The sequence below is a fragment of the Saezia sanguinis genome (genome assembly GCF_963921665.1).
In the GTDB taxonomy this organism is placed as follows: domain Bacteria; phylum Pseudomonadota; class Gammaproteobacteria; order Burkholderiales; family Burkholderiaceae_C; genus Saezia; species Saezia sanguinis.
In genome coordinates, this window is sequence record NZ_CAWUGC010000014.1 from 14543 (window position 1) to 37178 (window position 22636).

The window sequence follows — 22636 nt, forward strand, 5'->3', positions numbered from 1 at the left end:
ACACACTTTTTATGCCGTTCTCAACCCAGCTTGCACCCTGCCTTTATAACACCATTGATCAAGCCCTTGATCTAATAGGGGACAAACACCCCGGATGTATGCTTTTTGTGGCATTCGCAGGATACTAGACATGCAATTTCGTGCTCATCATGCGAACACGATTGGGAAATACCTTGCGATCCATCAATAACTTCGTAGGTGTTTACCCTTATATTTAAACCGCATATTATTTTTATAGGAGTTTGTTATGGGAGCAACTAATGCTGCACCCGGCACTCAATCCAAATTCCCGATTCCCATTGGATTGATTGTTGGCCTTATTGCGATGGTTGTCGTCATGTTTCTACCAATTGACGGCTATGTACTTCAAGGGGAAGGCATACAAATGGCAGGCCTTACCATGCAAGGTAAGTTCATGCTGGCCATCTTGGCATTTGCGGTGATTGTGTGGCTGACTGAATCGGTTTCGTATGAAGTCAGCTCAATTATGATCATCGCCTTGATTGCGCTTTTAGTCGGTTTCGCACCGGTTCCAGCGCCCACAGAGGCCAACCCGGCTGCCACCACCATGATGGGCACCGGCAAAGCTATTGGTCTGGCATTGACAGGATTCTCAAGCAGTGCATGGGCACTGGTTGCAGGGGCCACTTTCCTGGCTGCAGCCATGACTTTCACCGGACTGGATCGCCGTATCGCGCTGATTATTTTGAATACCATTGGTACCAGTACCAAACGCATTCTGGTTGGTGTGATCGTTGTGACCATCGTGCTCAGCTTGTTTGTTCCCAGTGCAACAGCACGTGTGGCCTGTATTATCCCGATCATGAGCGGTATTGTGGCTGCTTACGGGGTTGACAAACGCTCCCGTATTGCCGTAGGTATCATGATCATGGTTGCACAGGCAACCAGCGTATGGAACGTTGGTATTCAAACTGCCGCAGCACAGAACCTGAACACCGTGGGCTTCATGGACAAACTGATTATTCAGCCGTTCCAGGCTGCTGGTATAGACATCTCTGCTATCTCATGGATTGACTGGCTTATTGCTGGTGGCCCATGGTCTGTTCTGATGTCTATTGTGCTGTTCTTCGTCATCATCAAACTGATGCCGCCTGAAGCAGACAACATTCCTGGCGGTAAAGAAGCAGTTGCCAAAGAGCTCAAAGACCTCGGTCCTATCCCAGGCCCCCAGTTGCGTCTGTTCATTATTACCTGCGTACTGCTCGCATTCTGGGCAACCGGCGGCAAGCTACACAGGATTGACACCACCACATCCACCACTTTCGGCCTAGCAATCATGATGCTGCCCGGCATTGGCGTGATCAACTGGAAAGAAGTGCAAAAACGCGCTCCCTGGGGTACCATCCTCGTGTTTGGGGTCGGTATCAGTCTGGGTGGAGCCATGCTCACAACAGGTGCCGGCCGCTGGCTGGGTGACCTCGTCGTTTTCGGCGCAGGTTTGACCACCATGACCCCGTTCATGATTTTCGCCATCCTTGCATTGTTCCTGATCGTAATTCACTTGGGCTTTGCCAGTGCAACCGCTTTGTGCGCGCTGTTCATGCCCATCATGATCGCGATGCTTCACACCATTGGTAACACCAACACCGCGCTGACCCCACAAATCCAGTTGGGTCTGAGCATGTTGCTTGGCTTCGTGGTGAGCTACGGCTTCATCCTGCCAATCAATGCGCCGCAAAACATGGTGGCACTCGGTACGGAAACATTCAATGCACGTGAATTCGCCAAAGTCGGTATTCCTCTGACCATCATCGGCTACGTGCTGATGCTGATCCTGGCGAAAACCTACTGGCCGCTGTTGGGATGGATCTAAAAAAATGAGTATCCAACTGGACATCGGTACTGCGCTCAGCATGGCAAAAAGCCTGCTGATGGCGCAGGGCGTACCAGAAAATGTCGCATATGATGTGGCAGAACATCTGGTTGAATCGGATAGAGTAGGTTATGCCAGTCATGGTATTTCCATCCTGCCAAGCTATCAGAATGCATTAAAGATGGGCACGCTCAAAGCAGATGCCCCTCTGGAATGCATACGTGACCGTACCGCTTCACTGGGGTACGACGCACACCTGGGGTTTGGTCAGCATGCCGCCAAAGTGGCATTTCAAAACGCCATTGCACAGGCACACGAATTCAGTATCTGTGCGCTGACGCTGCGCTATGCGCACCATATTGGCCGCACCGGCTTTTATGGTGAAATGGTCACCAAGGCAGGCATGGCTTTATTGGCTTTTACCAATATTGTGAAACGCAAACCTACTGTGGCACCTTTTGGCGGAGCAAAAGCCCGGTTGACAACCAACCCGGTGTGCTTTGCCTGGCCGATGCCCAACGGTAGACCACCCTTCCTGCTGGATCTGGCGACCAGTGCCATCGCGCTCAATAAAGCGCGGGTACTGGCAGCCCAGGGCAAACAGGCTCCGCCTGATGCCCTGATTGATGCGCAAGGCAATCCAACCACAGACCCCAATGTCATGTTGCAAGACCCGCCGGGTGCATTGCTCACCTTCGGTGCGCACAAAGGCTACGGGCTTGGGGTAGCGGTTGAATTGTTCGCCGGCATTCTTTCAGGTGGTGGCACGATTCATAAAGCGAACCATGGCACCAAAGGCATGGCTGTCAACAACATATTTGCTCTGATCGTCAACATTGACCGGTTTGCCACACAGGCATGGGCGGCAAGCGAAGCGGAAACTTTCGTCGAGTATCTGAAGAGCTGCCCGCCGCAGCCCGGCTCAAGCGGTGTACAGTATCCGGGTGAATATGAGGCGGCCAACAAAGCCAAAAACTCGCAAACCATCGTGCTAGATGATGCCTCCTGGCAGGCGCTTCAGAAAATGGGCACTGAATTGCAGGTATCTATACCGGAGGTGAAACCTATTTGAGATTCCATACAACTCCTTAAGTGGGGGTTATTCTGATAGCCATATCCTTTCGGGGATATGGCTTTTTTACTTTTGCCCCTGCATTTTCCGTTTGATCAAACTGCCATACACGGCGTTTCAGCACATGGACTCAGGCCGGATTATCCACCTCAATATACTGGCACTCAATACCGAAATGATCGGATACATTCTGTGCCAGCGCCTGAATGCCATAGCGCTCGGTTGCATGGTGCCCACAGGCCAGAAACGCGACCCCGGTTTCACGCGCATAATGCATTTGTGGCTCAGAAATTTCTCCGGTCAGATACACATCGGCACCTGCTGCAATCGCGGTTTCAAAATAACCTTGCGCGCCGCCTGAGCACCAGGCAATGCGTTTCAGCGGCCTGCCGTCCCCTGCAATCACCAAAGGGTCACGCTGCAATGTCTGCGCAACTTTTTGCTGTATCTCTTCCAGTGTCCAAGACACCCCTCCGTCAGGCTCACCCAGTGCAATCAGGCCCTGATCACCAATGTATTCATTGACCTTCAATCCCAGGCGTTGCCCCAGTACCGCATTATTTCCGAGTACCGGTGCTGCATCCAAAGGCAAATGGTAGGCGTACAGGCTCACGTCGTTCACCAGAAGGCGTTGTAACCGCTGCTTCATCCAGCCAACGATACGGCCATCCTGCCCGCGCCAGAACAACCCGTGATGCACAATGACAGCATCTGCCTGCGCTGCAATTGCCTGTTCAATCAGCGCCAGCGATGCAGTAACACCGCAGACAACTCTGTTTATCTGCGCCCGGCCTTCAACCTGCAGCCCATTGGGGCCATAATCCTTAAATCGCTCAATTTCAAGCAATGTATCCATATAAGCTGTCAGCTCATTGCGATGTACCATCGTACTGCCCCTTATGCATAAAACCTGGCTCATTTTCGCTCAGTCTGTCACCATTTTAGTGGCTATATTTTTTGTTGTCGCCACGTTGAAACCGGAATGGATGTCGCGCTCTCCAGTCAACGCTGCCAATAATCCCCGGCTGATCACACCGATTTCGTTTGTTGCCCCTTCCACAGATGCATCAGAAGACACATCTAACACCGCCCCTGCCGCTCCTGACAGTTACGCCATTGCCGCCAGCCGCGCCGTACCTGCGGTTGTCAGCATCAGCACCAGCAAAACGCTGAACCGTTTTGGCAGCCGTGAAGACATGTGGTACCGCTATTATTTCGGCAATCCGGATACCCGCCCTTCACAGGAAGGACTCGGATCAGGAGTGGTTGTCAGTGCTGATGGCTATATTCTGACCAACAACCATGTGGTCGCTTCGGCCGACGAAATCCGGGTCGCACTCACCGATGGCAGGCAAGCCACCGCAACAGTCATCGGAACCGATCCGGAAACCGACCTGGCCTTGCTGAAAATTGATCTGGACAACCTTCCGGTGATCATCCTTGGCGACTCTGACCAGACCCATGTTGGCGATGTGGTACTGGCCATCGGTAACCCCTTTGGTGTCGGCCAGACCGTGACCTCCGGCATTATCAGCGCTGTCGGGCGCAACCGCATTGGACTGAACACATTTGAGAACTTCATTCAAACCGATGCTGCCATCAACCCCGGCAATTCCGGCGGAGCGCTCATCAATACCAGCGGCGAACTGATCGGCATCAACACAGCCATTTATTCCCGCACCGGCGGCTCTCAAGGCATAGGTTTTGCCATTCCCTCCTCTACCGCCAAACTGGTCATGGAAAGCCTGCTGGAACATGGCAAAGTGGTACGCGGCTGGATCGGCATTGAACCACGTGACCTGACCCCGGAGTTGCTGCATGTCATGCGCTCTCCAGTCGATTCTGGTGTGCTGGTAACCGGTGTGCTGGATGGCAGCCCGGCTTCAATCGCGGGCATACGCCCGGGAGACATTGTGCGACGCCTGGGTACGCGGCAAATCAGCAACACGCCCCAGTTGCTTAATGCGGTAGCCTCCTTAACCCCCGGAGAAAAAACCCCAATCACCGTACAACGCGGCGATCAGGAAGTATTTCTTACCGTTGTACCTGGCACCCGCCCCACTGCGGTCCCATCCAACCGCTAAGCGCTCCATGTTCGTCCTCACGCTGAAAAGCGTGGCAGAGCGCTTACGCCATGCTTATACGCTCATGCAGACTCTTTTTCTGAACGCTCTGGAGCACTTTGCTCATCAACAGATTTGGTGCGGGCCAGCTTGGATACCCATATTCCGATCTCATACAGCAAACACATCGGAATTGCCAGTAACAATTGTGAGATGACGTCTGGCGGCGTCACAATCGCGGCAACGATAAAAGAAGACACAATCACGTAGCCACGCACTTCCTTGAGCTTTTCCACCGAAACCACGCCCAGACTCACCAGCACCACGACCACGATAGGCACCTCAAACGCAATGCCAAAAGCCAGAAACAGCGTCAATGCAAAGCTCAAATACTGGTCGATATCCGGCGCATAAGTAATACTTTGCGGGGCAAAATGCAAAATAAATGTAAACACTTTGCCAAAAACAAAGAAGTAACAAAACGCCATGCCTAGGAAAAACAGCAATGTACTGGAGATAACCAACGGCAGCACCAGCCGTTTTTCACTGCGGTATAACCCAGGGGCCACAAAAGCCCATACCTGATACAGCACAACAGGCAATGCAATAACCAGTGCGGTCATCAGCATAACTTTAAGGGGTGTCATGAAAGGGGAAATAACGCCAATGGCAATCATCTTTTCGCCATTGGGCAAATGCGACACCAGTGGCCAAGCCAGCCAGTCAAACAGTTGATTGGCTCCCGGCCAGATGGCCAATGCAATCGCCACCACAGCAATCGACAATACCGCACGAATCAGCCGGGTGCGCAGTTCAATCAGGTGCTCCATAAACGGCTGTTCTGTACCAGCCAGTTCGTCATCCTGATTGTTGGGAGAAGGTGTTGAACTCATGTATTTCTTCAAAAGCGGCCAATTGCCTGCTACGGCACCATTATCGAACAGATTTGAGACCTCATCATGCAAATGCCACTTTGACTTTGCCCCGCATCCGACAAACCCGCATCGCTAATGCGACTGTCTGGCATGCCTTGCCGCGCTGGAGCGTAACGAACACCGCATCCGCGTGCGCCGCCGGTACCACAAGGGCATGGCATAACGTTGCGCACGCCAGTTTTTCTGCAGCGACCCTTCATCAGCCTTTTTCTGCTTTTGTGCCTGACGATTCTGCTCACGCAGTTTCTCCTGTGCATGCAACTGCAACACTGAAGGTGTTTGTACTACGGTAGGCAGTTTTTCGTTGTCGCTGATCGCCGGGGGAAGCCCTGCAGCGTCCGCAGACAAAGCAGAACCGGCCGTTGCATCATCGCCTTTCCAGGTGGCATTAATCTCCTGACTGGTTTCGTGCAGATTTTTGGATACCGTAGATTCCACATTCCGGGCCGCATCCTCAATGTGCGTTTTAACCCGCTTCAGCTCATCTATATCCATTTGCTGGCTGACCTCTGCCTTGACATCATTGACATAGCGCTGAGCACGCCCAAGCAATGTCCCAGCCGTACGCGCCACGCGCGGCAGCTTCTCCGGCCCAATGACCACCAGAGCCACTACACCGATAAGCATCAGCTTGGATAATCCAATATCTATCATTTCAGCACAAATCCTGCCCGCAGCTTAAAGGCAAAACGTCTCGCCCGGCTCCAGACTGCTGTCATCAGCCCTTGTTGTCCTGGTTGTCTTTGGCCTGCACATCAATGGTTTTGCCTGCGTCAACTGCCGAAGCCGCTTTATCCACGGTGACCTGTTGCTGTTGTTGTGCAGCCTGCTCTTCAGCAGTGGTACCATCTTTCATGCCGTCTTTGAAACCCTTAACAGCACTGCCCAAATCCTGGCCGATGTTCTTGATTTTTTTGGTACCAAAAACCAGTACCACAATCAGCAGCACAATCAGCCAATGCCAAATACTAAATGAACCCATATACTACTCCCGCAATTCTGTCTCTAGCACTATAAATATACAACGTATCGTCTCTGCGTGGGTTACGCCCGTACAGCGCCCCTGTCACGACCATATTCTTACAAAATCTGCTTCCATGGATGCGGCCCGCCCACCACATGCAAATGCAGGTGATGCACTTCCTGCCCGCTTTCATCCCCGGTATTCACCACCAGCCTGAATCCGCCTTCTGGAAAAGGCTCACACCCCTGCTCTTTGGCCAGCTGCGGTGCCAAAACCATCATCCGCCCCAGCAACGGCGCATGCTTCGGCTGAACCTGTGCCATCGAAGGGATATGGGTTTTGGGAATGATCAAAAGATGGATCGGCGCCCATGGGCTGATGTCATGAAAAGCCAGCAGATCATCATCCTCATACACTTTTTTGCTGGGAATATCGCCAGCCACAATTTTGCAAAAAATACAGTCCGGGTCATGATCATGCTGCATGCACATTTCTCCTGTCAGGAAATTCCATCATAGCGACTATATGCTATTTTAACTTTGCCGGACGTCAAAAGGTTAAACCGCCACCTGTGCCCGAGTACCCCTGTTTCAGATCTGCCCTGCCTCGCGCTGCTTCACTTTGCGCATGGCAAATTCCTCCAAGCCGGACATCCCTTCCCGTCGTGCCATTTCATTCAAAACATCGGCAGGCGATAAATCATAATTTGCCAATGCCACCAAACAATGAAACCACAAATCAGCCATTTCATAAACAATCTTCTGAGGGTCTCCGTCCTTACCTGCCATGACGGTTTCAGTGGCCTCTTCACCGACCTTCTTCAAAATCGCATCTTCCCCCTTGGCAAACAGCCTTGCCACGTAAGAGGTTTCCGGGTCTCCGCCCTGTGCAGGCTTGCGTGTTTCAATCACCGCCGCCAGGCGCTCAAGAATATCATTTCCAGACATAACCTGTTTCCTGTATTTTTAAGATATCCATATGCTTTATCGCATATCCAGATGAATATTTCATGACAGTGAACTCAAAATCCCCAAACCCAGCCCTCACCGTCAGAATAAACCGGTATGTGGTCATAATGTGTCAAATTTTAATCGTACAACTGTGACTTGTACTGGGCCTGAGATGTTATCAAAACGCCTGCTTCCAAGACTACTGTTGAACTTTAAAAAGCTCTAAGTTGAATATACCCGCTTTTACTCTTCTGGCTACACGCTTTAACTCTGCGTCAAAGCTATTCAAGATCCACTGTCCAGTTCCTTGCCTGAATCGCCGTGTCAAGCTCTCTGAACTCTTTCGATAACTGATCAATCTGCTTTTGCAACCGGGCAATATCCACCGTCACCACCAGCTTCACTTCGGCATGCGTCAACCGATAATCCCGTTGATTGGCATTGCTAACGGCAGTTGTCAATATCTGCCTCTTTTTAGCCAGAATTTCCCGCTCAACCAAAGCATCTGCCAATGTTCTGCGCTCGTCAAATGGCGTTTGCATATTGGCCAGATTGACCTTTTTAATCAGCTCAACCAGCTTATCATTCAACGAAAGCAGTTCCTGCAGCAGTTGCTCAGGGTCTTCATGTGGCTGCTCACCTTCCTGTACCTTGAGGTTCTGTGCCAGACGTCCCTGCAAATTCACAATTTTCTGCTGATACTCGGCGCGTAACAACAGAGCTTCTGCCAGTTTCATTTCAGCCCCTTTTGTTCTGATAAATTGCGGCCGGGTCCTGCAACACAGGATCGACCTCTTTCCAGCGCCCGTTTTCCAATTTTTTGAAAAAACAACTGTGCCGCCCTGTATGGCAGGCAATGCCGGGCTCATGCCCCAACTGGGTCACTTTCAGCAAAATCACATCGTTATCACAATCCAGCCGGATTTCATGCACCTGCTGAAAGTGGCCTGACTCCTCGCCTTTATGCCAGAGTCTTTTGCGTGAGCGGCTCCAGTAAACAGCCTGTCCCAAAATCACTGTACGCTGCAACGCCTCCCGGTTCATGAACGCGAACATCAGTACGTCATTGCTGCCAGCTTCCTGCGCAATCACCGGGATAAGTCCATGCTCATCCCATTTGACTGCATCTAACCATGTCTGATCTGTTTGTTCCATGGCACTATTGTAAACGGCCTGCCCCATAAGCCTGGTATTTCAATACACGCTGGCTTATTTACAAATGATGGGCAACTCTATATGGTGTTGTGAGATATATTAAAGCCGTACCGGGATACCCCGGCTTGCCATATATTCCTTGGCCTGGCGCACCGTATATTCTCCGTAGTGGAAAATACTGGCAGCCAGCACGGCATCTGCTTTGCCTTTTTGAATGCCGTCGACCATGTGCTCCAGCGTTCCGACACCGCCAGAGGCAATGACGGGAATGCTGACGGCATCACTGACCGCTGCGGTCAGCTCCAGGTCAAACCCGCTTTTGGTGCCGTCCTTGTTCATGCTGGTCAGCAAAATCTCTCCGGCACCATACGCATTCATCCGGCGCGCCCATTCCAGCGCATCAATCTGCGCATTTTTACGCCCGCCATGTGTATAGATGTCCCAACCCGGGCCACGGGCCGCCAGATCCTCCCCCTGGCGGCGCTTGGCGTCTATGGCCACGACAATGCACTGGGAGCCGTATTTGTCGGAGGTTTCCTTGATCACATCCGGGTTGGCAATTGCAGCAGAATTAAAGCTGACCTTATCGGCCCCCGAATTCAGCAGCCGGCGCACATCAGCCACGGTTCGCACGCCACCGCCCACTGTCAGTGGAATAAACACCTGCGAAGCCACCGCCTCGATCATCTCCAGAATCATGCCACGGTCATCACTGGTGGCCGTAATATCCAGAAAAGTCAGTTCGTCGGCGCCCTGTTCGTTATAGCGGGCCGCAATTTCCACCGGATCGCCAGCGTCCTGCAGCCCAACGAAATTAATGCCCTTGACCACCCGCCCGCCGGTCACATCAAGACAAGGAATAATGCGTTTAGCCAGCATGGCAGCCCCAATGTATATAAAAAGCCTGTTTCCTCCGCATCAGCACGCCGGGTACTCCACTTTACGCGTCATCTGCTTCATCCACATCATCGTACTCATCGGCCAGATCCTGGGCCGCGGCAAAATCCAGATCGCCCGAATAAATCGCCCGCCCGCAGATAACGCCTTCAATCCCTTCATCCTGTACTTCGCACAGCTTTTCAATATCGGCCATGGAGCTCAGCCCTCCCGAAGCAATCACCGGAATGGAAACCGCCTGAGCCAACTGCACAGTGGCTTCAATATTGATGCCGGTGAGCATGCCATCGCGTCCGATATCGGTGTATATGATGCTTTCCACACCGTAATCCTCAAACCGGCGTGCCAGATCAATGGCGCTGTGCTTGGTCAGCTTGCTCCAGCCGTCGGTTGCAACCATACCCTCGCGAGCATCCAGCCCAACGATGACATGTCCGCCAAAAGCGCTGCAGGCGTCCTGCAGAAAACCCGGGTTTTTAATGGCTGCCGTACCGATAATCACATAGGAAATACCGGCGTCCACATAAAACTCAATCGTGTCCAGCGAGCGAATACCGCCCCCGATCTGCACCGGAATCTCTCCACCCACCTCTTTGAGAATGGCCTTGATCGCCTTGCCATTGACCGGCTTGCCGGCAAAAGCGCCGTTGAGATCAACCAGATGCAAACGCCTGGCTCCCTGGTTCAACCAGTGTGCGGCCATGGCCGCCGGCTCTTCAGAAAACGTTGTTGCGGCATTCATATCACCCTGCTGCAAGCGTACACAATGACCGTCTTTCAGGTCGATAGCTGGAATCAGAAGCATGATGGTTCGGTATCAGTGAAGTTGGTTAAGTGAGAAAATACCCCCGCTCAGGGGGCCCAGTGTAAAAAGTTACGATAAAGCTGCAACCCCATCTCGGCACTTTTTTCCGGATGAAACTGCGTGGCAAAAATATTGTCCTGTGCAATCACGGAAGTAAACGGCTGTCCATAATCCGTTTCGCCTGCGCTGTGCCGGGCATCGTGTGGTCGGGCATAGTAGCTGTGCACAAAATAAAACCAGGAATCATCCGGTACCGCCTGCCACAGAGGATGCGCACAGGTCTGCCTGACCTGATTCCAGCCCATTTGCGGTACCTTGTAGCGGCTGCCATCCTCCTGCAACTGCCCGTCCAGCTCAAACTTTTTCACAGTGCCGGCAATCAGCCCCAGAGAAGGTGTATAACCCCCTTCTTCGCTGCCATCCAGCAGCATCTGCATGCCCACACACACACCAAACAAAGGCTTGTTCCGTGCGGCTTCCAGCACCGCCTCCTGCAGCCCGGCATCCTGCAGCTTGTGCATACAGTCAGGCATAGCCCCCTGGCCCGGCAGCACAATGCGCTCTGCCTTCCTGACCTGCTCCGGATCATCTGTTGTAATAACCTGCACGTTTTCGCCAGCAGCTACATGCAGCACAGCCTGTGCGACCGAGCGCAGGTTCCCCATTTCATAATCAATGATGGCAACAGTTCTCATACCGGCAGAATCATCAGGCAGTTAGGCATGGAAGTCTCATTTTACAAATCATGAGTGGAATGGATCAGGCAGGCTTACAGAGCCCCCTTGGTCGAAGGAATAACGCCCTGCATACGCATATCAGGCGTCAGTGCCATACGCATGGCACGCGCAAATGCCTTAAACACAGATTCACACTGGTGGTGCGCATTCTCGCCCCGCAGATTGTCAATGTGCAGCGTGACATTGGCATGGTTCACAAAACCATGGAAAAACTCCGCGATCAACTGCGTATCCAGCGTACCGATCACCGGCGCGGTAAAAAGCACATCCATCACCAGCCCCGGACGGCCGGAGAAATCAATCACAACGCGCGAAAGCGCTTCATCCAGAGGAACGTAAGCATGGCCATAACGGCAAATGCCCTTTTTATCGCCCACCGCCTGCGCAACCGCCTGCCCCAGTGTAATGCCAATATCCTCTACCGTATGGTGTCCATCAATATGCAGGTCACCCTGTGCCTGTACTTCCAGATCAATCAGACCATGGCGAGCCACTTGATCCAGCATATGATCCAGAAAACCAATTCCGGTATGCAGTTCAGACTGGCCACTGCCATCCAGATCCAATGCAACACGGATCTGGGTTTCGCGGGTATTGCGGGTTACTTGCGCTGTTCGAGTCATTTTTCACGCCGTGCTTGTCTGAGCACCGTTATATAAACCATAAGAAATAATAATTGTGTCATTTAAGCTGCTTTGGCAGCAACTTGGAATGCTATTATCTGTTGTTTTTCAATCATTTGCCGCATTATAACGGGCTCAGGGCTTACTTTCCCCTGCCTGCTTTCCCGGCTGATTCCATTTCACGCCAGACCACACCGTCCCATGCTTACGGCTCTGTAACAAGCTGCTTTACTTTTTAAGCCGCAGTTCTGCCGAATGCGCATGCGCCTGCAGGCCTTCGCCGTACGCCAGTTCGGCAGCCACCACACCCATTTTCTGAGCACCATCTGCACTCACCTCAATCAGGCTGCTGCGCTTGGTAAAGTCATACACACCCAGCGGATTCGAAAAACGCGCTGTGCCGGATGTTGGCAGCACATGGTTGGGCCCTGCACAGTAGTCGCCCAGCGATTCGCTGGTATAGGCCCCAATGAATATGGCGCCAGCGTGTTTGAGCAAAGGCTCCCAGAGACTGGCCTCTTGCGACGCAATTTCCAGATGCTCCGGTGCAATGCGGTTGGAGATTTCACACGCCTCTTCCATGCTGCGCGTCTGAATCAGCGCGCCACGGCCTGTCAGCGATTTGCGGATAATTTCCGCACGCGGCATGGCCGGCAGCAAACGCTCCAGATGCCCAAGCACCTGTTCAATATACGCCGCATCGGGGCACAGCAGAATCGACTGTGCCAGTTCATCATGTTCGGCCTGGCTGAACAAATCCATCGCCACCCACTCAGGGTTAGTAGAACCGTCAGCCACCACCAGAATTTCACTGGGCCCGGCAATCATGTCAATACCCACGGTGCCAAACACCCGCCGCTTGGCTGATGCGACATAGGCATTGCCCGGCCCGGTAATCTTGTCTACCGGGGCAATGTGCTGCGTACCATACGCCAAAGCGCCAACTGCCTGTGCGCCGCCAATGGCATAGCCGCGCGTCACACCAGCCACGTGGGCAGCAGCCAGTACCAGTGCGTTTTTTTCACCGCGCGGGGTGGGTACCACCATCACAATATCTTTGACACCGGCCACATGCGCGGGCACCACATTCATCAGCACGCTGGAAGGATATGCCGCCTTGCCGCCAGGCACATACACGCCCACCCGGTCCAGCGGGGTAACCTTCTGCCCCAGCAGCGTACCGTCTTCATCCCGGTACTGCCAACTGCGTCCGCAAGCTTCCATTTGCGCTTCGTGGTAGCGCCGGATACGTTCTGTGGCAAACTGCAATGCATCCTGCTGTTTGGCCGGCAGTGTTTTAAACGCATCTTCCAGCTCCTGCGGGTGCAACTCCAGCGCCTGCATAGAAGCCGCCTTCAACCCGTCAAAACGTTCCGTGTATTCCAGCACAGCCGCGTCACCGCGTTTTTGCACATCGGCCAAAATATCGGCTACGCGCTGCTCAATGGCATTGTCGGTTTCAGCCGACCAATGCCGCAGCCTGGCAAATTCCGCTTCAAAATCACTGTCGGTTGTGCGCAGGCAGCGCACCAGTTGCTCTTGTTGTGTGCTCATTCATTTTCCTCCTGAGAAGAGGCCTTGGCAAATGTGTCAATGAGATGGCGTACCTTTTCTGTCTTGAGTTTCAGCGCCGCCTGGTTCACAACCAGCCGCGATGAAATATCCATGACTTTTTCCACTTCCACCAGATGGTTGGCACGCAAGGTATTGCCCGTGGACACCAAGTCCACAATGGCATCGGCCAGCCCTGTCAGCGGGGCCAGTTCCATCGAGCCATACAGCTTGATGATATCCACATGCACCCCTTTGTGCGCAAAATGCTCACGCGCAATTGCGGGGTATTTGGTCGCCACCCTAATACGCGCCCCTTGTTGGGCCTTGCCGGCGTAATCAAACCCGGCCTGCGTTGCCACACTCATCCGGCAGCGGGCAATGTTAAGGTCCAGCGGCTGGTACAAACCTTCTCCGCCGTGTTCCAGCAAAACATCTTTGCCAGCCACCCCCATATCAGCGCCGCCATACTGCACATAGGTAGGCACATCGGTCGCACGCACCAGCACCACCTTCACACCGGGTTGGTTGGTCGACAAAATCAGCCTGCGCGATTTTTCCGGGTCTTCTGTGACTTCAATGCCCGCAGCCTGCAGCAAAGGCAGTGTTTCATCAAAAATTCGCCCCTTGGAAAGGGCCAGCGTGATCGTGTCGCTCATCATGCTTTGACCCTTTCAATTTTGGCCCCCAACGCACGCAGCTTGCCTTCCATGCAGTCATAGCCCCTATCCAGATGGTAGATCCGATCCACCAGTGTTTCCCCCTGCGCCACCAACCCGGCAATCACCAGGCTGGCAGATGCGCGCAGATCCGTGGCCATCACTGTTGCTCCTGAAAGGTGCTCTACACCATCAACCACGGCAACACGGCCATCCGCATGAATTTGTGCGCCCAGGCGAAGCAGCTCGTTCACATGCATGAAACGGTTTTCAAAAATAGTCTCCGTGATCGTTGCCCGCCCTTTGGCAATACTGTTCAAAGCCATGAACTGTGCCTGCATGTCGGTTGGAAAGCCGGGATATTCTGCGGTGCGAAAGCTCTGCGCCTGCATACGCCCTGCAGCACGGATACGGATAAAATCTGCCCCCGCCTCAATCTGCGCACCAGCGGCCCGCAGTTTGGAAATAACAGCGTCCAGATGTTCAGCACGTGCCTGCTTCAGCACCACCGTACCGCCAGTTGCGGCAACCGCGCACAGAAAAGTACCGGCTTCGATGCGGTCCGGCACCACGGTATGGGTATAGCCATTTAACGCATCAACACCTTGCACATGGATACTGCTGGTGCCATGCCCTTCAATACGCGCGCCCATGCCGATCAGCATTTCGGCCAGGTCAACAACCTCGGGCTCCTGCGCGGCGTTTTCCAGCACCGTTTCGCCTTGCGCCAAAGTTGCCGCCATCAGCAGATTTTCGGTTCCGGTCACGGTGATCATATCGGTCGTAATGCGTGCGCCTTTCAGCCGCTTGGCTTTGGCCACAATATAACCATGATCAACCTCTATTTCCGCCCCCATGGCCTGCAACCCTTTGATATGCTGATCCACCGGGCGTGAGCCAATGGCACAGCCGCCTGGCAGAGACACCCGCCCCTGCCCGAAACGGCTCAGCAGCGGCCCCAGCACCAAAATAGAAGCACGCATGGTTTTCACCAGGTCATAAGACGCCTCCAGATGGCTCAGCTCGCCAGCCTGCAAATGCACGGTATAAGCGCCGGGGCTGCCCACGTCTGCAAGCCAGTCTGCGCGCATTCCCATGCTGCGCAACAGCTTCAGCATTGTGTTCACATCCTGCAGGCGCGGCACATTTTGCAGCGTTACCGCATCGCCCGTCAGCAGTGCGGCACACAGCTCCGGCAATGCCGCATTTTTAGCGCCCGAAATAGCAACTTCGCCTTGCAGGCGGCGGCCACCTTGAATTTTCAGTTTATCCATCTGTTTCTATCTTTTTACTGTGGCGGGCAAAAGCACCTGCCACCAAAGCCGTCACCATTTTCAGGCTGCTTCTGTGCGTGCAAACAGGCCTTTTCAGCCAAGCATGGCCTCGTATTCAGCCGGCGTGTAGGTTCTCATTGACAATGCGTGAATTTCTTCCCTCATTCTATCGCCAAGCACCGCATAAACACGCTGATGTCGCGCTACCTGACGCAAACCCTCAAATTCAGCCGAAACAATGGTTGCCTCAAAGTGCTGGCCATCGCCATCGACTTCAAGCTGTGTGCAATTTAAACCTGCGGCAATATAACCGCGGACCTGTTCAGGTGTAGGATAGTTTGTCATGAGCGTATTTTGTACCCAATGCGAAGAAGGTGCATGGCAATGACCATCACCACCAATGTGCTGACGCTGACCACACTCAGGCTGAGCCAGGGCGAGACATCAGACACGCCAAAAAAACCATGCCGGAACCCGTCAATCAGATAAAAGAACGGGTTGGCATGCGACACCGCCCGCCAGAACGGCGGCAACGACGGAATGGAGTAAAACACGCCAGAGAGGAAAGTACCCGGCATGATGATGAAATTCTGAAATGCCGCCAGTTGGTCAAATTTATCGGCCCAAAGACCGGCAATCAAACCCAATGCCCCCAGCAGCATGGCCCCCAAGAAGCCAAAAACCAAAATCCACAGCGGCTGGCTGAACTGCGGCACAACAACAAATGCCGTGGCTGCAATAATAGCTACGGCAACCAGCACACCACGCACCACAGCCGCACCCACATACCCCACAAACCAGTCCCGGTAGGATAAAGGCGTCAACAACACAAATACCAGGTTCCCGGTGATTTTGCTTTGAATCAATGAAGAAGAGGTATTGGCAAACGCGTTTTGCAGCAGGCTCATCATCGCCAGCCCCGGCACCAGAAATGCAACATACTCCACATGTTCGTAGACCCGGATGCGGTCGCCCATGGCATGGCTGAAAATCAGCATATACAGCAACGCGGTCAGCACCGGTGCTACCACCGTCTGAAACCCCACCTTCCAAAACCGCAATACCTCTTTATAGAGCAAGGCCTGCCAACCGGTCCAATTCATGGCTGCACCTCCCCTGCCTCGCCGGCCAGCGGATCTTCCATCAAATGCAAAAACACATCTTCCAGATCCGATTTACGCACTTCCATATCCTGTATCACATAACCCTCTTCGTGCAGGCGTGCCAAAATACGCTCCACCTCCTGCGCATCGCGTACATTCAACTGGACAATACGACCGGTCACCCGCGCGCGCTCGGCCAGATCGACAGGCAGCGGCGCATCCACTTTAAAACGCAATACATTGCTGGCGGAAGACTGCAGCAATGCGCTGGTTGTATCCAGGGCCACCACTTTGCCATGCCGCAGCATGGCAATGCGCCCGCACAGCGCTTCGGCCTCTTCCAGATAATGCGTGGTCAGCAATACGGTATGCCCCTCACGATTGAGCCGCGAGATAAACTGCCACAAGGTCTGGCGCAATTCAACATCCACCCCGGCAGTAGGCTCATCCAGCACAATGACAGGAGGACGATGGACCAGCGCCTGCGCTACCAGCACACGCCGCTTCATGCCGCCGGAAAGCTGACGCATATTCAGATCCGCCTTATCCAGCAGCCCCAGATTGGCCAGCAATTCATCAATCCAGCCATCATTGTGGGTAATGCCAAAATACGCAGATTGCAGCCGCAAAGTCTCCCGCACGCTGAAAAACGGGTCAAACACCAGTTCCTGCGGTACCACGCCCAGATTACGGCGGGCCACAGCAAAATCGGCCCGCACATCATGTCCCAGAACCTGTACCGCCCCTGAAGACGCCTTTGACAAGCCGGCCAGAATACTGATCAGCGTCGTTTTACCGGCCCCGTTAGGCCCCAGCAAACCAAAAAACTCTCCGGGCTGAATTTCAAATGAAATACCATCCAGCGCCTGAAACGGCCCCCGCGAAGTGGTATACACTTTACTGACCGATTGAAACGACAAAGCGGGCGTAACGGATAATGACATGGGAGACAATAAAATAAACAGTCTGCTATTGTAATTTATTTAACGCATCCCCTTGGCCCCTTCGTCTTTTTATGCCGCATATCCGGCTTACCCATACAGGTTGATGCGTTACGCTGAAAGGACCATAATCGTCTTTACAAATCTTTGCATTTCAGACACCTTCCCCCAATGTGTTGGCCCTACACTGACATCAACCCAATACTCAAAGGAGGACATTCATGTTCAAAAAAACGCAAATTTCATCCCCACTGGCCCGTGTTGGCGTGGCCCTGGGCGGACTGCTGGTTGCCGCAACCGTTTATGCCCAGCCGATGGGCTATGGCCCCTGCGCCCAAGGCGCTCCCATGCAGGGTGATGGCGCCACTTATGCGCCTTGCCAAGGCCCAGGCCCCGGACCCATGCGTGGCCATCACTGGGGAGGCGGCCACCGTGGCGGATACTGGAATTATCAGGCCATTGAATCGCTGAACCTCACCGACGCCCAGAAAGAACAACTGAGCGGCATTGCACAGGCTTCTTTTACCGATGCCCAGGCACTGAGAACCCAGTTGCATGAAACCCGTGTCCAGCTTAACCTCGAGTTGATCAAGCCCCAACTGGACAAGGCCGCCATCGCCAAACTGCAGGCTCAGCAGGCCGATCTGACCCAAAAGCTCTCGGCCCGTACACTCGAAGCACGCATTCAGGCTGCCGAAGTATTGACGGTTGAGCAACGCACCACCCTGAACCAACAGGTTGAAGCGTGGCGTCAACAGTGGTCAGCCGCGCCGAACGCGCCTCGTGGCCCTGGAGCAGGCCCCAATCCGCAGGCCAACTACAATTGGCTACTGGTACCCATGCCCATGCGCTGATACTTCCTCATAAGGTAAGTGCCTGAACTCAGACAGAAAAGGCACTTACCTCTTTTACCATGGATGGACACACCGCACTATGCCGCAGATTTTATTGGTTGAAGACGACGAGCGTTTGGCCCGTATGACGATAAGCTACCTGGAGCAATTCGGCTTCAGCGTCAGCCATGCGCCAACGGTACAGAAAGCGCTGGCGCTTGCCCAGTCCACACCGTTGAACGCCATTATTCTGGACTTGATGCTGCCTGATGGCGACGGGCTGGATGTGTGCCGCCAGTTGCGCGGTCAGTCATCCACGCAGCACATTCCCATCATGATGCTGACGGCTCGGGGAGACCCCACAGACCGCATCATCGGCCTGGAAATGGGGGCTGATGACTATCTGCCCAAACCCTTTGAACCCCGGGAACTGCTGGCACGGCTGCGCGCCATTCTGCGAAGACAAACCGCTTCATCGGCTCCGCAAGCCATTTCCCGCTTTGGCAGGCTTGAGATCGACCATGATGCCCGAACCGTGCGCCTGGACGGCGAAGAAAAAACATTAACTTCCTACCAATACGATTTGTTGAATGCACTGGCACAACACCCTGGCCGCGTGCTTTCACGCGAATACCTGATGGACGAAGTCAAAGGGGAATCGCTTGAAGCGTTTGACCGCTCAATTGATGTGCATATGTCCCGTATCCGTGCCGCCATTGAGGATGACCCCAAACACCCGCGACGCATTGTGACTGTACGCGGCGTGGGCTATGTATTTGCCAAGGCGCAGGACTAACGCTGTCATAGGGCACAACATGGTTTTATTTTCCAGATCAGCAACCACGGCATCTCAAACCCCACCGCCCAGCAAATCCCTGCCCTGGTACCGAGGTTTATGGTGGAGCATCTGGATCACGCTGATTGCCACGGTTTTTATTTACGGCATTACAACCGCACTGATTTTCCGTTTTCTGGTTGCGCCCAGCATCATTGCGGAGCGCGAAGCCATACGGATGGAAAACGAACAAACCCGGCAGGAGTACCATCAATACATCCGCGAACAGCGCGACAGTTACTACCGGCAGTTGCAGGAATGGCGTGAACACGCCCCCCCCGGAACGCCTGTGCCTGCATTTGACTTTGAGCGCCCGGCCCGGTTTGGACACGGAGGCAGAGGCCCCGGCAGTGAAATGCACAACAATGAGCCCCCCGGCATTTTCAAACCCTGGATCTGGCTGGGACTGATGGTCATTGTCATGGGTGCTGCCACCTACCCGATTGCTCGCAAACTGACAAGGCGGCTGGAAAAATTACAGCGGGGGGTTGAGAATTTTGGCTCCGGCAACCTGAAAACCCGGGTCGATATTACCGGACATGATGAAGTCTCTTTGCTCGCGCACAGCTTTAATATCAGCGCGCAGCATATTGAAGCCCTGGTCAGCCAGCACAAGCAACTGCTGGCGCAGGTTTCGCATGAGCTTCGCACACCTTTGGCCCGGCTGCGCATGAGCACCGAGCTTGCCGCCGAACAAATGCCGCAAATCGCAGACGACCTGAGAACAGATATCAAAGAGCTGGACGAACTGGTCGGTGAAATTTTACTGGCCAGCAGGCTGGATGCCGCTCCGGATGCTCTTCACATCACTTCTTTTGACGCATTGGCTCTGGCTGCAGAAGAAGCCTCACGCACCAATGCTGAGCTGCACGGGCAGAGCGTTGAAGTCCAGGCCGATGAAGCCCTGGTGCGCCGGGCGTTGCGCAACCTGCTGATCAATGCCGAGCGTTATGCGCCTGATACCCTCATAGAGCTGCATATTACTTACGAAGCAGCACGCCAGGGGCAACCGTCACAGGTATGTTTCAGCGTTTCAGACCGGGGGCCTGGTGTTTCTGATGCTGATCGTGAGCGTATTTTTGAGCCATTTTTCCGGGTGAAAAATGCCGTCCCCGGTGGCACCGGCCTTGGTTTGTCACTGGTTAAGCAAATTGCGCTGCGCCATCGCGGGTCTGTCGTCTGTCTGCCGCGCGAAGGCGGAGGCAGCCGTTTTGAACTGCGCATTCCTGTTCATCCGGTTACTGCCAATTACCAAACCGCATAACCACCAATCCTCAGATAGACAGGTGGTTTACTGCAACATGGTATGCTTACAGCCAGAATCAACATCATATAGAACACTGCATGTTGCCAAAGAGCTGTTTGTTAGCGGCTGTGGACCTAGGGTCCAACAGTTTTCGGCTGGAAATTGACCGGTATTACAAAGGCCGCCTGCTGCGCAAAGATTACATCCGAGAACCTGTGCGTTTAGGCAGGGGACTTCATGAAGACCTCTCGCTGGACCACAGCGCAATGGAGCGCGGTTGGAATTGCCTGAAAAACTTTAAAGACATTTTGCACAAACAAAAAGTCCGCTACGTGCGCGCCGTGGCAACACAGACGTTGCGCCAGGCCAATAACCGAATGGAATTCATTGAACAGGGGCAAAAGCTGTTGGGCTGTCCGATAGAAGTCATTTCAGGCCAGGAAGAAGCGCACCTGATTTACCTGGGTGTATCCGCCGTACTGAATGAAGACAAAACACCCGACGATTCACTGTCCCCCGAAAAAAGGTTTGTGGTGGATGTCGGCGGCCGCTCTACAGAAGTAATCATCGGGCAGGACATGCAGGCCCTGGCCGCCCAGTCGTGCCCGGTCGGCAGTGTAGGGCTTTCGATGGATTATTTTGCAGATAACCAATTGACTCCGCCTCAGTTCAGCCAGGCTGTTGCCCATGCCCACACCTATTTCGAACAGGCGGCTCAGCAAATGCAGCATGACAGCAACGCGCCACTGCTCTGGGAGCAGGCTTATGGCGCGTCAGGCACCATTGGTGCTATCAGCAGCGTACTGAAAAACAACCAGATAAGCGATGGCCAGATTACCCGTCCGGGACTGGACTGGATTTATGAGCAGCTTATTCGCGCCGGCTCAATTGATGCACTCCAGATGACTGGGCTGGGAGACCGTAAAGACGTTATTGGCGGCGGACTTTCAGTCATGCTGGCTTTGTTCGATACGTTCCCGAACCTGCGCACACTGGCGCCAGCCCGGGGCGCACTTCGCCAGGGTGTTCTGTATAAAATGATCGAAAATCCTTGATACCGATCCATTTTTTTCATAACTTGTTACCATCACCTTCTGACTCTGAATACGGACCCGGCTTTTATGGGTGAATTCGACTTTATTACCCGCTATTTTCAACGCACCACAACGCCCGCAGACGCCACGCATGTGCAACTGGGTATTGGAGACGATTGTGCGTTGCTGGCGCCTTCACCCGGCATGTCGCTGGCCATTTCGACGGACATGCTGCTGGAAAGCCGGCATTTTCTGCCTACCATCGCGCCTCAGCGTCTGGGCCATAAATCCCTGGCGGTCAACCTGTCCGATCTGGCCGCCATGGGCGCCAAACCGCTGGCCTTCACCCTTTCTTTGGCTTTGCCACGCATCGATCCTGCATGGTGTGAAGACTTTGCCAAAGGCTTGTTTGCACTGGCTGACGAACACCAGTGCACGTTGATCGGGGGCGACACCACCGCCGGCCCTCTGTGTATTTCCATCACTGTCTTTGGTGAAATACCGCACCATCTGGCATTGCGCCGCTCGGGCGCGCAGGCAGGAGATGACATTTACGTCAGCCATCCCATTCAGGGCGGCATCGGCGACGCACGGCTTGCACTGGAAACACTGCGCTCTCAGGCGCACCAGTCCGCCGATGCATTTGAACAAACGCTGCAGCGCATGGAGCAACCTACCCCCCGCGTCGCACTGGGCATGGCTTTGCGCAATATTGCCACATCAGTCATCGATCTCTCAGACGGTTTGCTGGGTGATCTCGGGCATATTCTGAAAGCCAGCCAGATGGGTGCCAGCATCGAAGTCGACAGCGTGCCACGCAGCCATGCGCTGCATAACCAGCCGGTCGCCATACAACGTCTGTGCACACTGTCCGGGGGTGATGATTATGAGCTCATATTTACCGCTCCCATCGCCAGACGTGCACAGGTATTGACTGCCGCGCATCATTGCCAGTTGGCAGTTACCCCCATCGGCCGCATCGAAATGCAATCCGGCGTTCGCCTGTATGATGCGCGCGGCAATCATGTTTCCAACTCGTACCATTCATTTGACCATTTCAAAAACTAAGGGCAAAGCTTGGCCCTGGCATGGTACTTTGCACCCTTTTCCCAGTTGACCGATAAT

26 protein-coding genes are annotated in these 22636 nt (G+C 53.8%); 8 read left to right on the forward strand and 18 right to left on the reverse strand.

Annotated elements, in window-relative coordinates; translation table 11 throughout:
- Positions 1-247 precede the first annotated feature (247 nt).
- Both AACY98_RS08485 and AACY98_RS08490 read left to right on the forward strand, forming a co-directional pair.
- On the forward strand, positions 248-1834 hold the full coding sequence (locus AACY98_RS08485) for a DASS family sodium-coupled anion symporter (protein ID WP_339804030.1): 1587 nt from the start codon (positions 248-250) through the stop codon (positions 1832-1834).
- A 10-nt stretch (positions 1835-1844) separates the two neighbouring features.
- A complete protein-coding gene (locus AACY98_RS08490) occupies positions 1845-2906 on the forward strand; it encodes an Ldh family oxidoreductase (protein ID WP_423817559.1) in 1062 nt (353 codons plus the stop codon).
- Positions 2907-3036: 130 nt separating this feature from the next.
- Here AACY98_RS08490 and AACY98_RS08495 read toward each other — a convergent pair whose 3' ends face one another.
- Positions 3037-3792, reverse strand: coding sequence for a Nif3-like dinuclear metal center hexameric protein (locus tag AACY98_RS08495; protein WP_339804035.1), 756 nt, complete (start codon positions 3790-3792; stop codon positions 3037-3039).
- 13 nt (positions 3793-3805) lie between these two features.
- On the opposite strand from AACY98_RS08495, the gene AACY98_RS08500 reads away from it, so the two are divergent.
- The gene (locus tag AACY98_RS08500) at positions 3806-4990 is read left to right on the forward strand and encodes a S1C family serine protease (protein ID WP_339804037.1); all 1185 of its coding nucleotides are present in this window, start codon (positions 3806-3808) and stop codon (positions 4988-4990) included.
- A 62-nt stretch (positions 4991-5052) separates the two neighbouring features.
- Here AACY98_RS08500 and tatC read toward each other — a convergent pair whose 3' ends face one another.
- The 17 genes from tatC to AACY98_RS08585 form a co-directional block, all read right to left on the reverse strand.
- Entirely contained in the window at positions 5053-5862 is an 810-nt protein-coding gene (gene tatC, locus AACY98_RS08505) for a twin-arginine translocase subunit TatC (RefSeq protein WP_339804039.1), read from the reverse strand.
- Between the two features lie 114 nt (positions 5863-5976).
- Complete coding sequence (gene tatB, locus AACY98_RS08510; RefSeq protein ID WP_339804042.1) at positions 5977-6558, reverse strand: Sec-independent protein translocase protein TatB; 582 nt, start codon at positions 6556-6558, stop codon at positions 5977-5979.
- Between the two features lie 64 nt (positions 6559-6622).
- On the reverse strand, positions 6623-6886 hold the full coding sequence (gene tatA, locus AACY98_RS08515) for a Sec-independent protein translocase subunit TatA (RefSeq protein WP_339804045.1): 264 nt from the start codon (positions 6884-6886) through the stop codon (positions 6623-6625).
- Between the two features lie 98 nt (positions 6887-6984).
- Positions 6985-7353, reverse strand: a complete 369-nt coding sequence (locus tag AACY98_RS08520; protein WP_339804046.1) for a histidine triad nucleotide-binding protein — start codon at positions 7351-7353, stop codon at positions 6985-6987.
- Positions 7354-7458: 105 nt separating this feature from the next.
- Entirely contained in the window at positions 7459-7815 is a 357-nt protein-coding gene (locus AACY98_RS08525; RefSeq protein ID WP_126978926.1) for a phosphoribosyl-ATP diphosphatase, read from the reverse strand.
- Between the two features lie 284 nt (positions 7816-8099).
- On the reverse strand, positions 8100-8555 hold the full coding sequence (locus AACY98_RS08530; RefSeq protein WP_126978924.1) for a DIP1984 family protein: 456 nt from the start codon (positions 8553-8555) through the stop codon (positions 8100-8102).
- Position 8556: 1 nt separating this feature from the next.
- On the reverse strand, positions 8557-8973 hold the full coding sequence (gene hisI / locus AACY98_RS08535; protein ID WP_339804051.1) for a phosphoribosyl-AMP cyclohydrolase: 417 nt from the start codon (positions 8971-8973) through the stop codon (positions 8557-8559).
- A gap of 99 nt (positions 8974-9072) precedes the next feature.
- Positions 9073-9852: an imidazole glycerol phosphate synthase subunit HisF gene (gene hisF, locus AACY98_RS08540; RefSeq protein WP_339804053.1), complete on the reverse strand. Its 780-nt coding sequence runs from the start codon at positions 9850-9852 to the stop codon at positions 9073-9075.
- 61 nt (positions 9853-9913) lie between these two features.
- Positions 9914-10675: a 1-(5-phosphoribosyl)-5-[(5-phosphoribosylamino)methylideneamino]imidazole-4-carboxamide isomerase gene (hisA, locus tag AACY98_RS08545; RefSeq protein WP_339804056.1), complete on the reverse strand. Its 762-nt coding sequence runs from the start codon at positions 10673-10675 to the stop codon at positions 9914-9916.
- A 47-nt stretch (positions 10676-10722) separates the two neighbouring features.
- Entirely contained in the window at positions 10723-11370 is a 648-nt protein-coding gene (gene hisH / locus AACY98_RS08550) for an imidazole glycerol phosphate synthase subunit HisH (RefSeq protein ID WP_339804059.1), read from the reverse strand.
- A 74-nt stretch (positions 11371-11444) separates the two neighbouring features.
- Entirely contained in the window at positions 11445-12035 is a 591-nt protein-coding gene (gene hisB / locus AACY98_RS08555; protein ID WP_339804062.1) for an imidazoleglycerol-phosphate dehydratase HisB, read from the reverse strand.
- A 228-nt stretch (positions 12036-12263) separates the two neighbouring features.
- Positions 12264-13589 (reverse strand): histidinol dehydrogenase, encoded by a 1326-nt coding sequence (gene hisD / locus AACY98_RS08560; protein WP_339804065.1) that lies wholly within the window; start codon positions 13587-13589, stop codon positions 12264-12266.
- A complete protein-coding gene (gene hisG, locus AACY98_RS08565) occupies positions 13586-14245 on the reverse strand; it encodes an ATP phosphoribosyltransferase (protein ID WP_339804459.1) in 660 nt (219 codons plus the stop codon). Before hisG ends, hisD begins: the two co-directional genes overlap by 4 nt.
- Positions 14245-15519 carry a UDP-N-acetylglucosamine 1-carboxyvinyltransferase gene (murA, locus tag AACY98_RS08570; RefSeq protein WP_339804068.1) on the reverse strand — a complete coding sequence of 425 codons (1275 nt, stop codon included), beginning with the start codon at positions 15517-15519 and terminating at the stop codon, positions 14245-14247. Before murA ends, hisG begins: the two co-directional genes overlap by 1 nt.
- A gap of 93 nt (positions 15520-15612) precedes the next feature.
- On the reverse strand, positions 15613-15864 hold the full coding sequence (locus AACY98_RS08575; protein WP_126978908.1) for a BolA family protein: 252 nt from the start codon (positions 15862-15864) through the stop codon (positions 15613-15615).
- A complete protein-coding gene (locus AACY98_RS08580; protein WP_126978906.1) occupies positions 15861-16622 on the reverse strand; it encodes an ABC transporter permease in 762 nt (253 codons plus the stop codon). Before AACY98_RS08580 ends, AACY98_RS08575 begins: the two co-directional genes overlap by 4 nt.
- A complete protein-coding gene (locus AACY98_RS08585; RefSeq protein ID WP_339804073.1) occupies positions 16619-17566 on the reverse strand; it encodes an ABC transporter ATP-binding protein in 948 nt (315 codons plus the stop codon). The genes AACY98_RS08580 and AACY98_RS08585 overlap by 4 nt, the downstream gene beginning before the upstream one ends.
- A 218-nt stretch (positions 17567-17784) precedes the next feature.
- On the opposite strand from AACY98_RS08585, the gene AACY98_RS08590 reads away from it, so the two are divergent.
- From AACY98_RS08590 to thiL, 5 genes are all read left to right on the forward strand, one after another.
- Entirely contained in the window at positions 17785-18417 is a 633-nt protein-coding gene (locus AACY98_RS08590) for a Spy/CpxP family protein refolding chaperone (RefSeq protein WP_126978902.1), read from the forward strand.
- Between the two features lie 79 nt (positions 18418-18496).
- Positions 18497-19192, forward strand: a complete 696-nt coding sequence (locus AACY98_RS08595; protein ID WP_204250829.1) for a response regulator — start codon at positions 18497-18499, stop codon at positions 19190-19192.
- A 19-nt stretch (positions 19193-19211) separates the two neighbouring features.
- Positions 19212-20495 carry a sensor histidine kinase gene (locus tag AACY98_RS08600; RefSeq protein WP_339804077.1) on the forward strand — a complete coding sequence of 428 codons (1284 nt, stop codon included), beginning with the start codon at positions 19212-19214 and terminating at the stop codon, positions 20493-20495.
- Between the two features lie 80 nt (positions 20496-20575).
- A complete protein-coding gene (locus AACY98_RS08605) occupies positions 20576-21532 on the forward strand; it encodes a Ppx/GppA family phosphatase (RefSeq protein ID WP_339804080.1) in 957 nt (318 codons plus the stop codon).
- 66 nt (positions 21533-21598) lie between these two features.
- The gene (gene thiL / locus AACY98_RS08610; RefSeq protein WP_339804082.1) at positions 21599-22579 is read left to right on the forward strand and encodes a thiamine-phosphate kinase; all 981 of its coding nucleotides are present in this window, start codon (positions 21599-21601) and stop codon (positions 22577-22579) included.
- Positions 22580-22636: the final 57 nt, after the last annotated feature.

Excerpts from the sequence above, each read along its gene's own strand:
- AACY98_RS08485 (WP_339804030.1), top strand. The coding sequence starts at position 248 with ATGGGAGCAACTAATGCTGCACCCGGCACTCAATCCAAATTCCCGATT.
- AACY98_RS08495 (WP_339804035.1), bottom strand. The coding sequence starts at position 3,792 with ATGGTACATCGCAATGAGCTGACAGCTTATATGGATACATTGCTTGAA.
- AACY98_RS08500 (WP_339804037.1), top strand. The coding sequence starts at position 3,806 with ATGCATAAAACCTGGCTCATTTTCGCTCAGTCTGTCACCATTTTAGTG.
- tatC (WP_339804039.1), bottom strand. The coding sequence starts at position 5,862 with ATGAGTTCAACACCTTCTCCCAACAATCAGGATGACGAACTGGCTGGT.
- tatB (WP_339804042.1), bottom strand. The coding sequence starts at position 6,558 with ATGATAGATATTGGATTATCCAAGCTGATGCTTATCGGTGTAGTGGCT.
- tatA (WP_339804045.1), bottom strand. The coding sequence starts at position 6,886 with ATGGGTTCATTTAGTATTTGGCATTGGCTGATTGTGCTGCTGATTGTG.
- AACY98_RS08520 (WP_339804046.1), bottom strand. The coding sequence starts at position 7,353 with ATGCAGCATGATCATGACCCGGACTGTATTTTTTGCAAAATTGTGGCT.
- AACY98_RS08525 (WP_126978926.1), bottom strand. The coding sequence starts at position 7,815 with ATGTCTGGAAATGATATTCTTGAGCGCCTGGCGGCGGTGATTGAAACA.
- AACY98_RS08530 (WP_126978924.1), bottom strand. The coding sequence starts at position 8,555 with ATGAAACTGGCAGAAGCTCTGTTGTTACGCGCCGAGTATCAGCAGAAA.
- hisI (WP_339804051.1), bottom strand. The coding sequence starts at position 8,973 with ATGGAACAAACAGATCAGACATGGTTAGATGCAGTCAAATGGGATGAG.
- hisF (WP_339804053.1), bottom strand. The coding sequence starts at position 9,852 with ATGCTGGCTAAACGCATTATTCCTTGTCTTGATGTGACCGGCGGGCGG.
- hisA (WP_339804056.1), bottom strand. The coding sequence starts at position 10,675 with ATGCTTCTGATTCCAGCTATCGACCTGAAAGACGGTCATTGTGTACGC.
- hisH (WP_339804059.1), bottom strand. The coding sequence starts at position 11,370 with ATGAGAACTGTTGCCATCATTGATTATGAAATGGGGAACCTGCGCTCG.
- hisB (WP_339804062.1), bottom strand. The coding sequence starts at position 12,035 with ATGACTCGAACAGCGCAAGTAACCCGCAATACCCGCGAAACCCAGATC.
- hisD (WP_339804065.1), bottom strand. The coding sequence starts at position 13,589 with ATGAGCACACAACAAGAGCAACTGGTGCGCTGCCTGCGCACAACCGAC.
- hisG (WP_339804459.1), bottom strand. The coding sequence starts at position 14,245 with ATGAGCGACACGATCACGCTGGCCCTTTCCAAGGGGCGAATTTTTGAT.
- murA (WP_339804068.1), bottom strand. The coding sequence starts at position 15,519 with ATGGATAAACTGAAAATTCAAGGTGGCCGCCGCCTGCAAGGCGAAGTT.
- AACY98_RS08575 (WP_126978908.1), bottom strand. The coding sequence starts at position 15,864 with ATGACAAACTATCCTACACCTGAACAGGTCCGCGGTTATATTGCCGCA.
- AACY98_RS08580 (WP_126978906.1), bottom strand. The coding sequence starts at position 16,622 with ATGAATTGGACCGGTTGGCAGGCCTTGCTCTATAAAGAGGTATTGCGG.
- AACY98_RS08585 (WP_339804073.1), bottom strand. The coding sequence starts at position 17,566 with ATGTCATTATCCGTTACGCCCGCTTTGTCGTTTCAATCGGTCAGTAAA.
- AACY98_RS08590 (WP_126978902.1), top strand. The coding sequence starts at position 17,785 with ATGTTCAAAAAAACGCAAATTTCATCCCCACTGGCCCGTGTTGGCGTG.
- AACY98_RS08595 (WP_204250829.1), top strand. The coding sequence starts at position 18,497 with ATGCCGCAGATTTTATTGGTTGAAGACGACGAGCGTTTGGCCCGTATG.
- AACY98_RS08600 (WP_339804077.1), top strand. The coding sequence starts at position 19,212 with ATGGTTTTATTTTCCAGATCAGCAACCACGGCATCTCAAACCCCACCG.
- AACY98_RS08605 (WP_339804080.1), top strand. The coding sequence starts at position 20,576 with ATGTTGCCAAAGAGCTGTTTGTTAGCGGCTGTGGACCTAGGGTCCAAC.
- thiL (WP_339804082.1), top strand. The coding sequence starts at position 21,599 with ATGGGTGAATTCGACTTTATTACCCGCTATTTTCAACGCACCACAACG.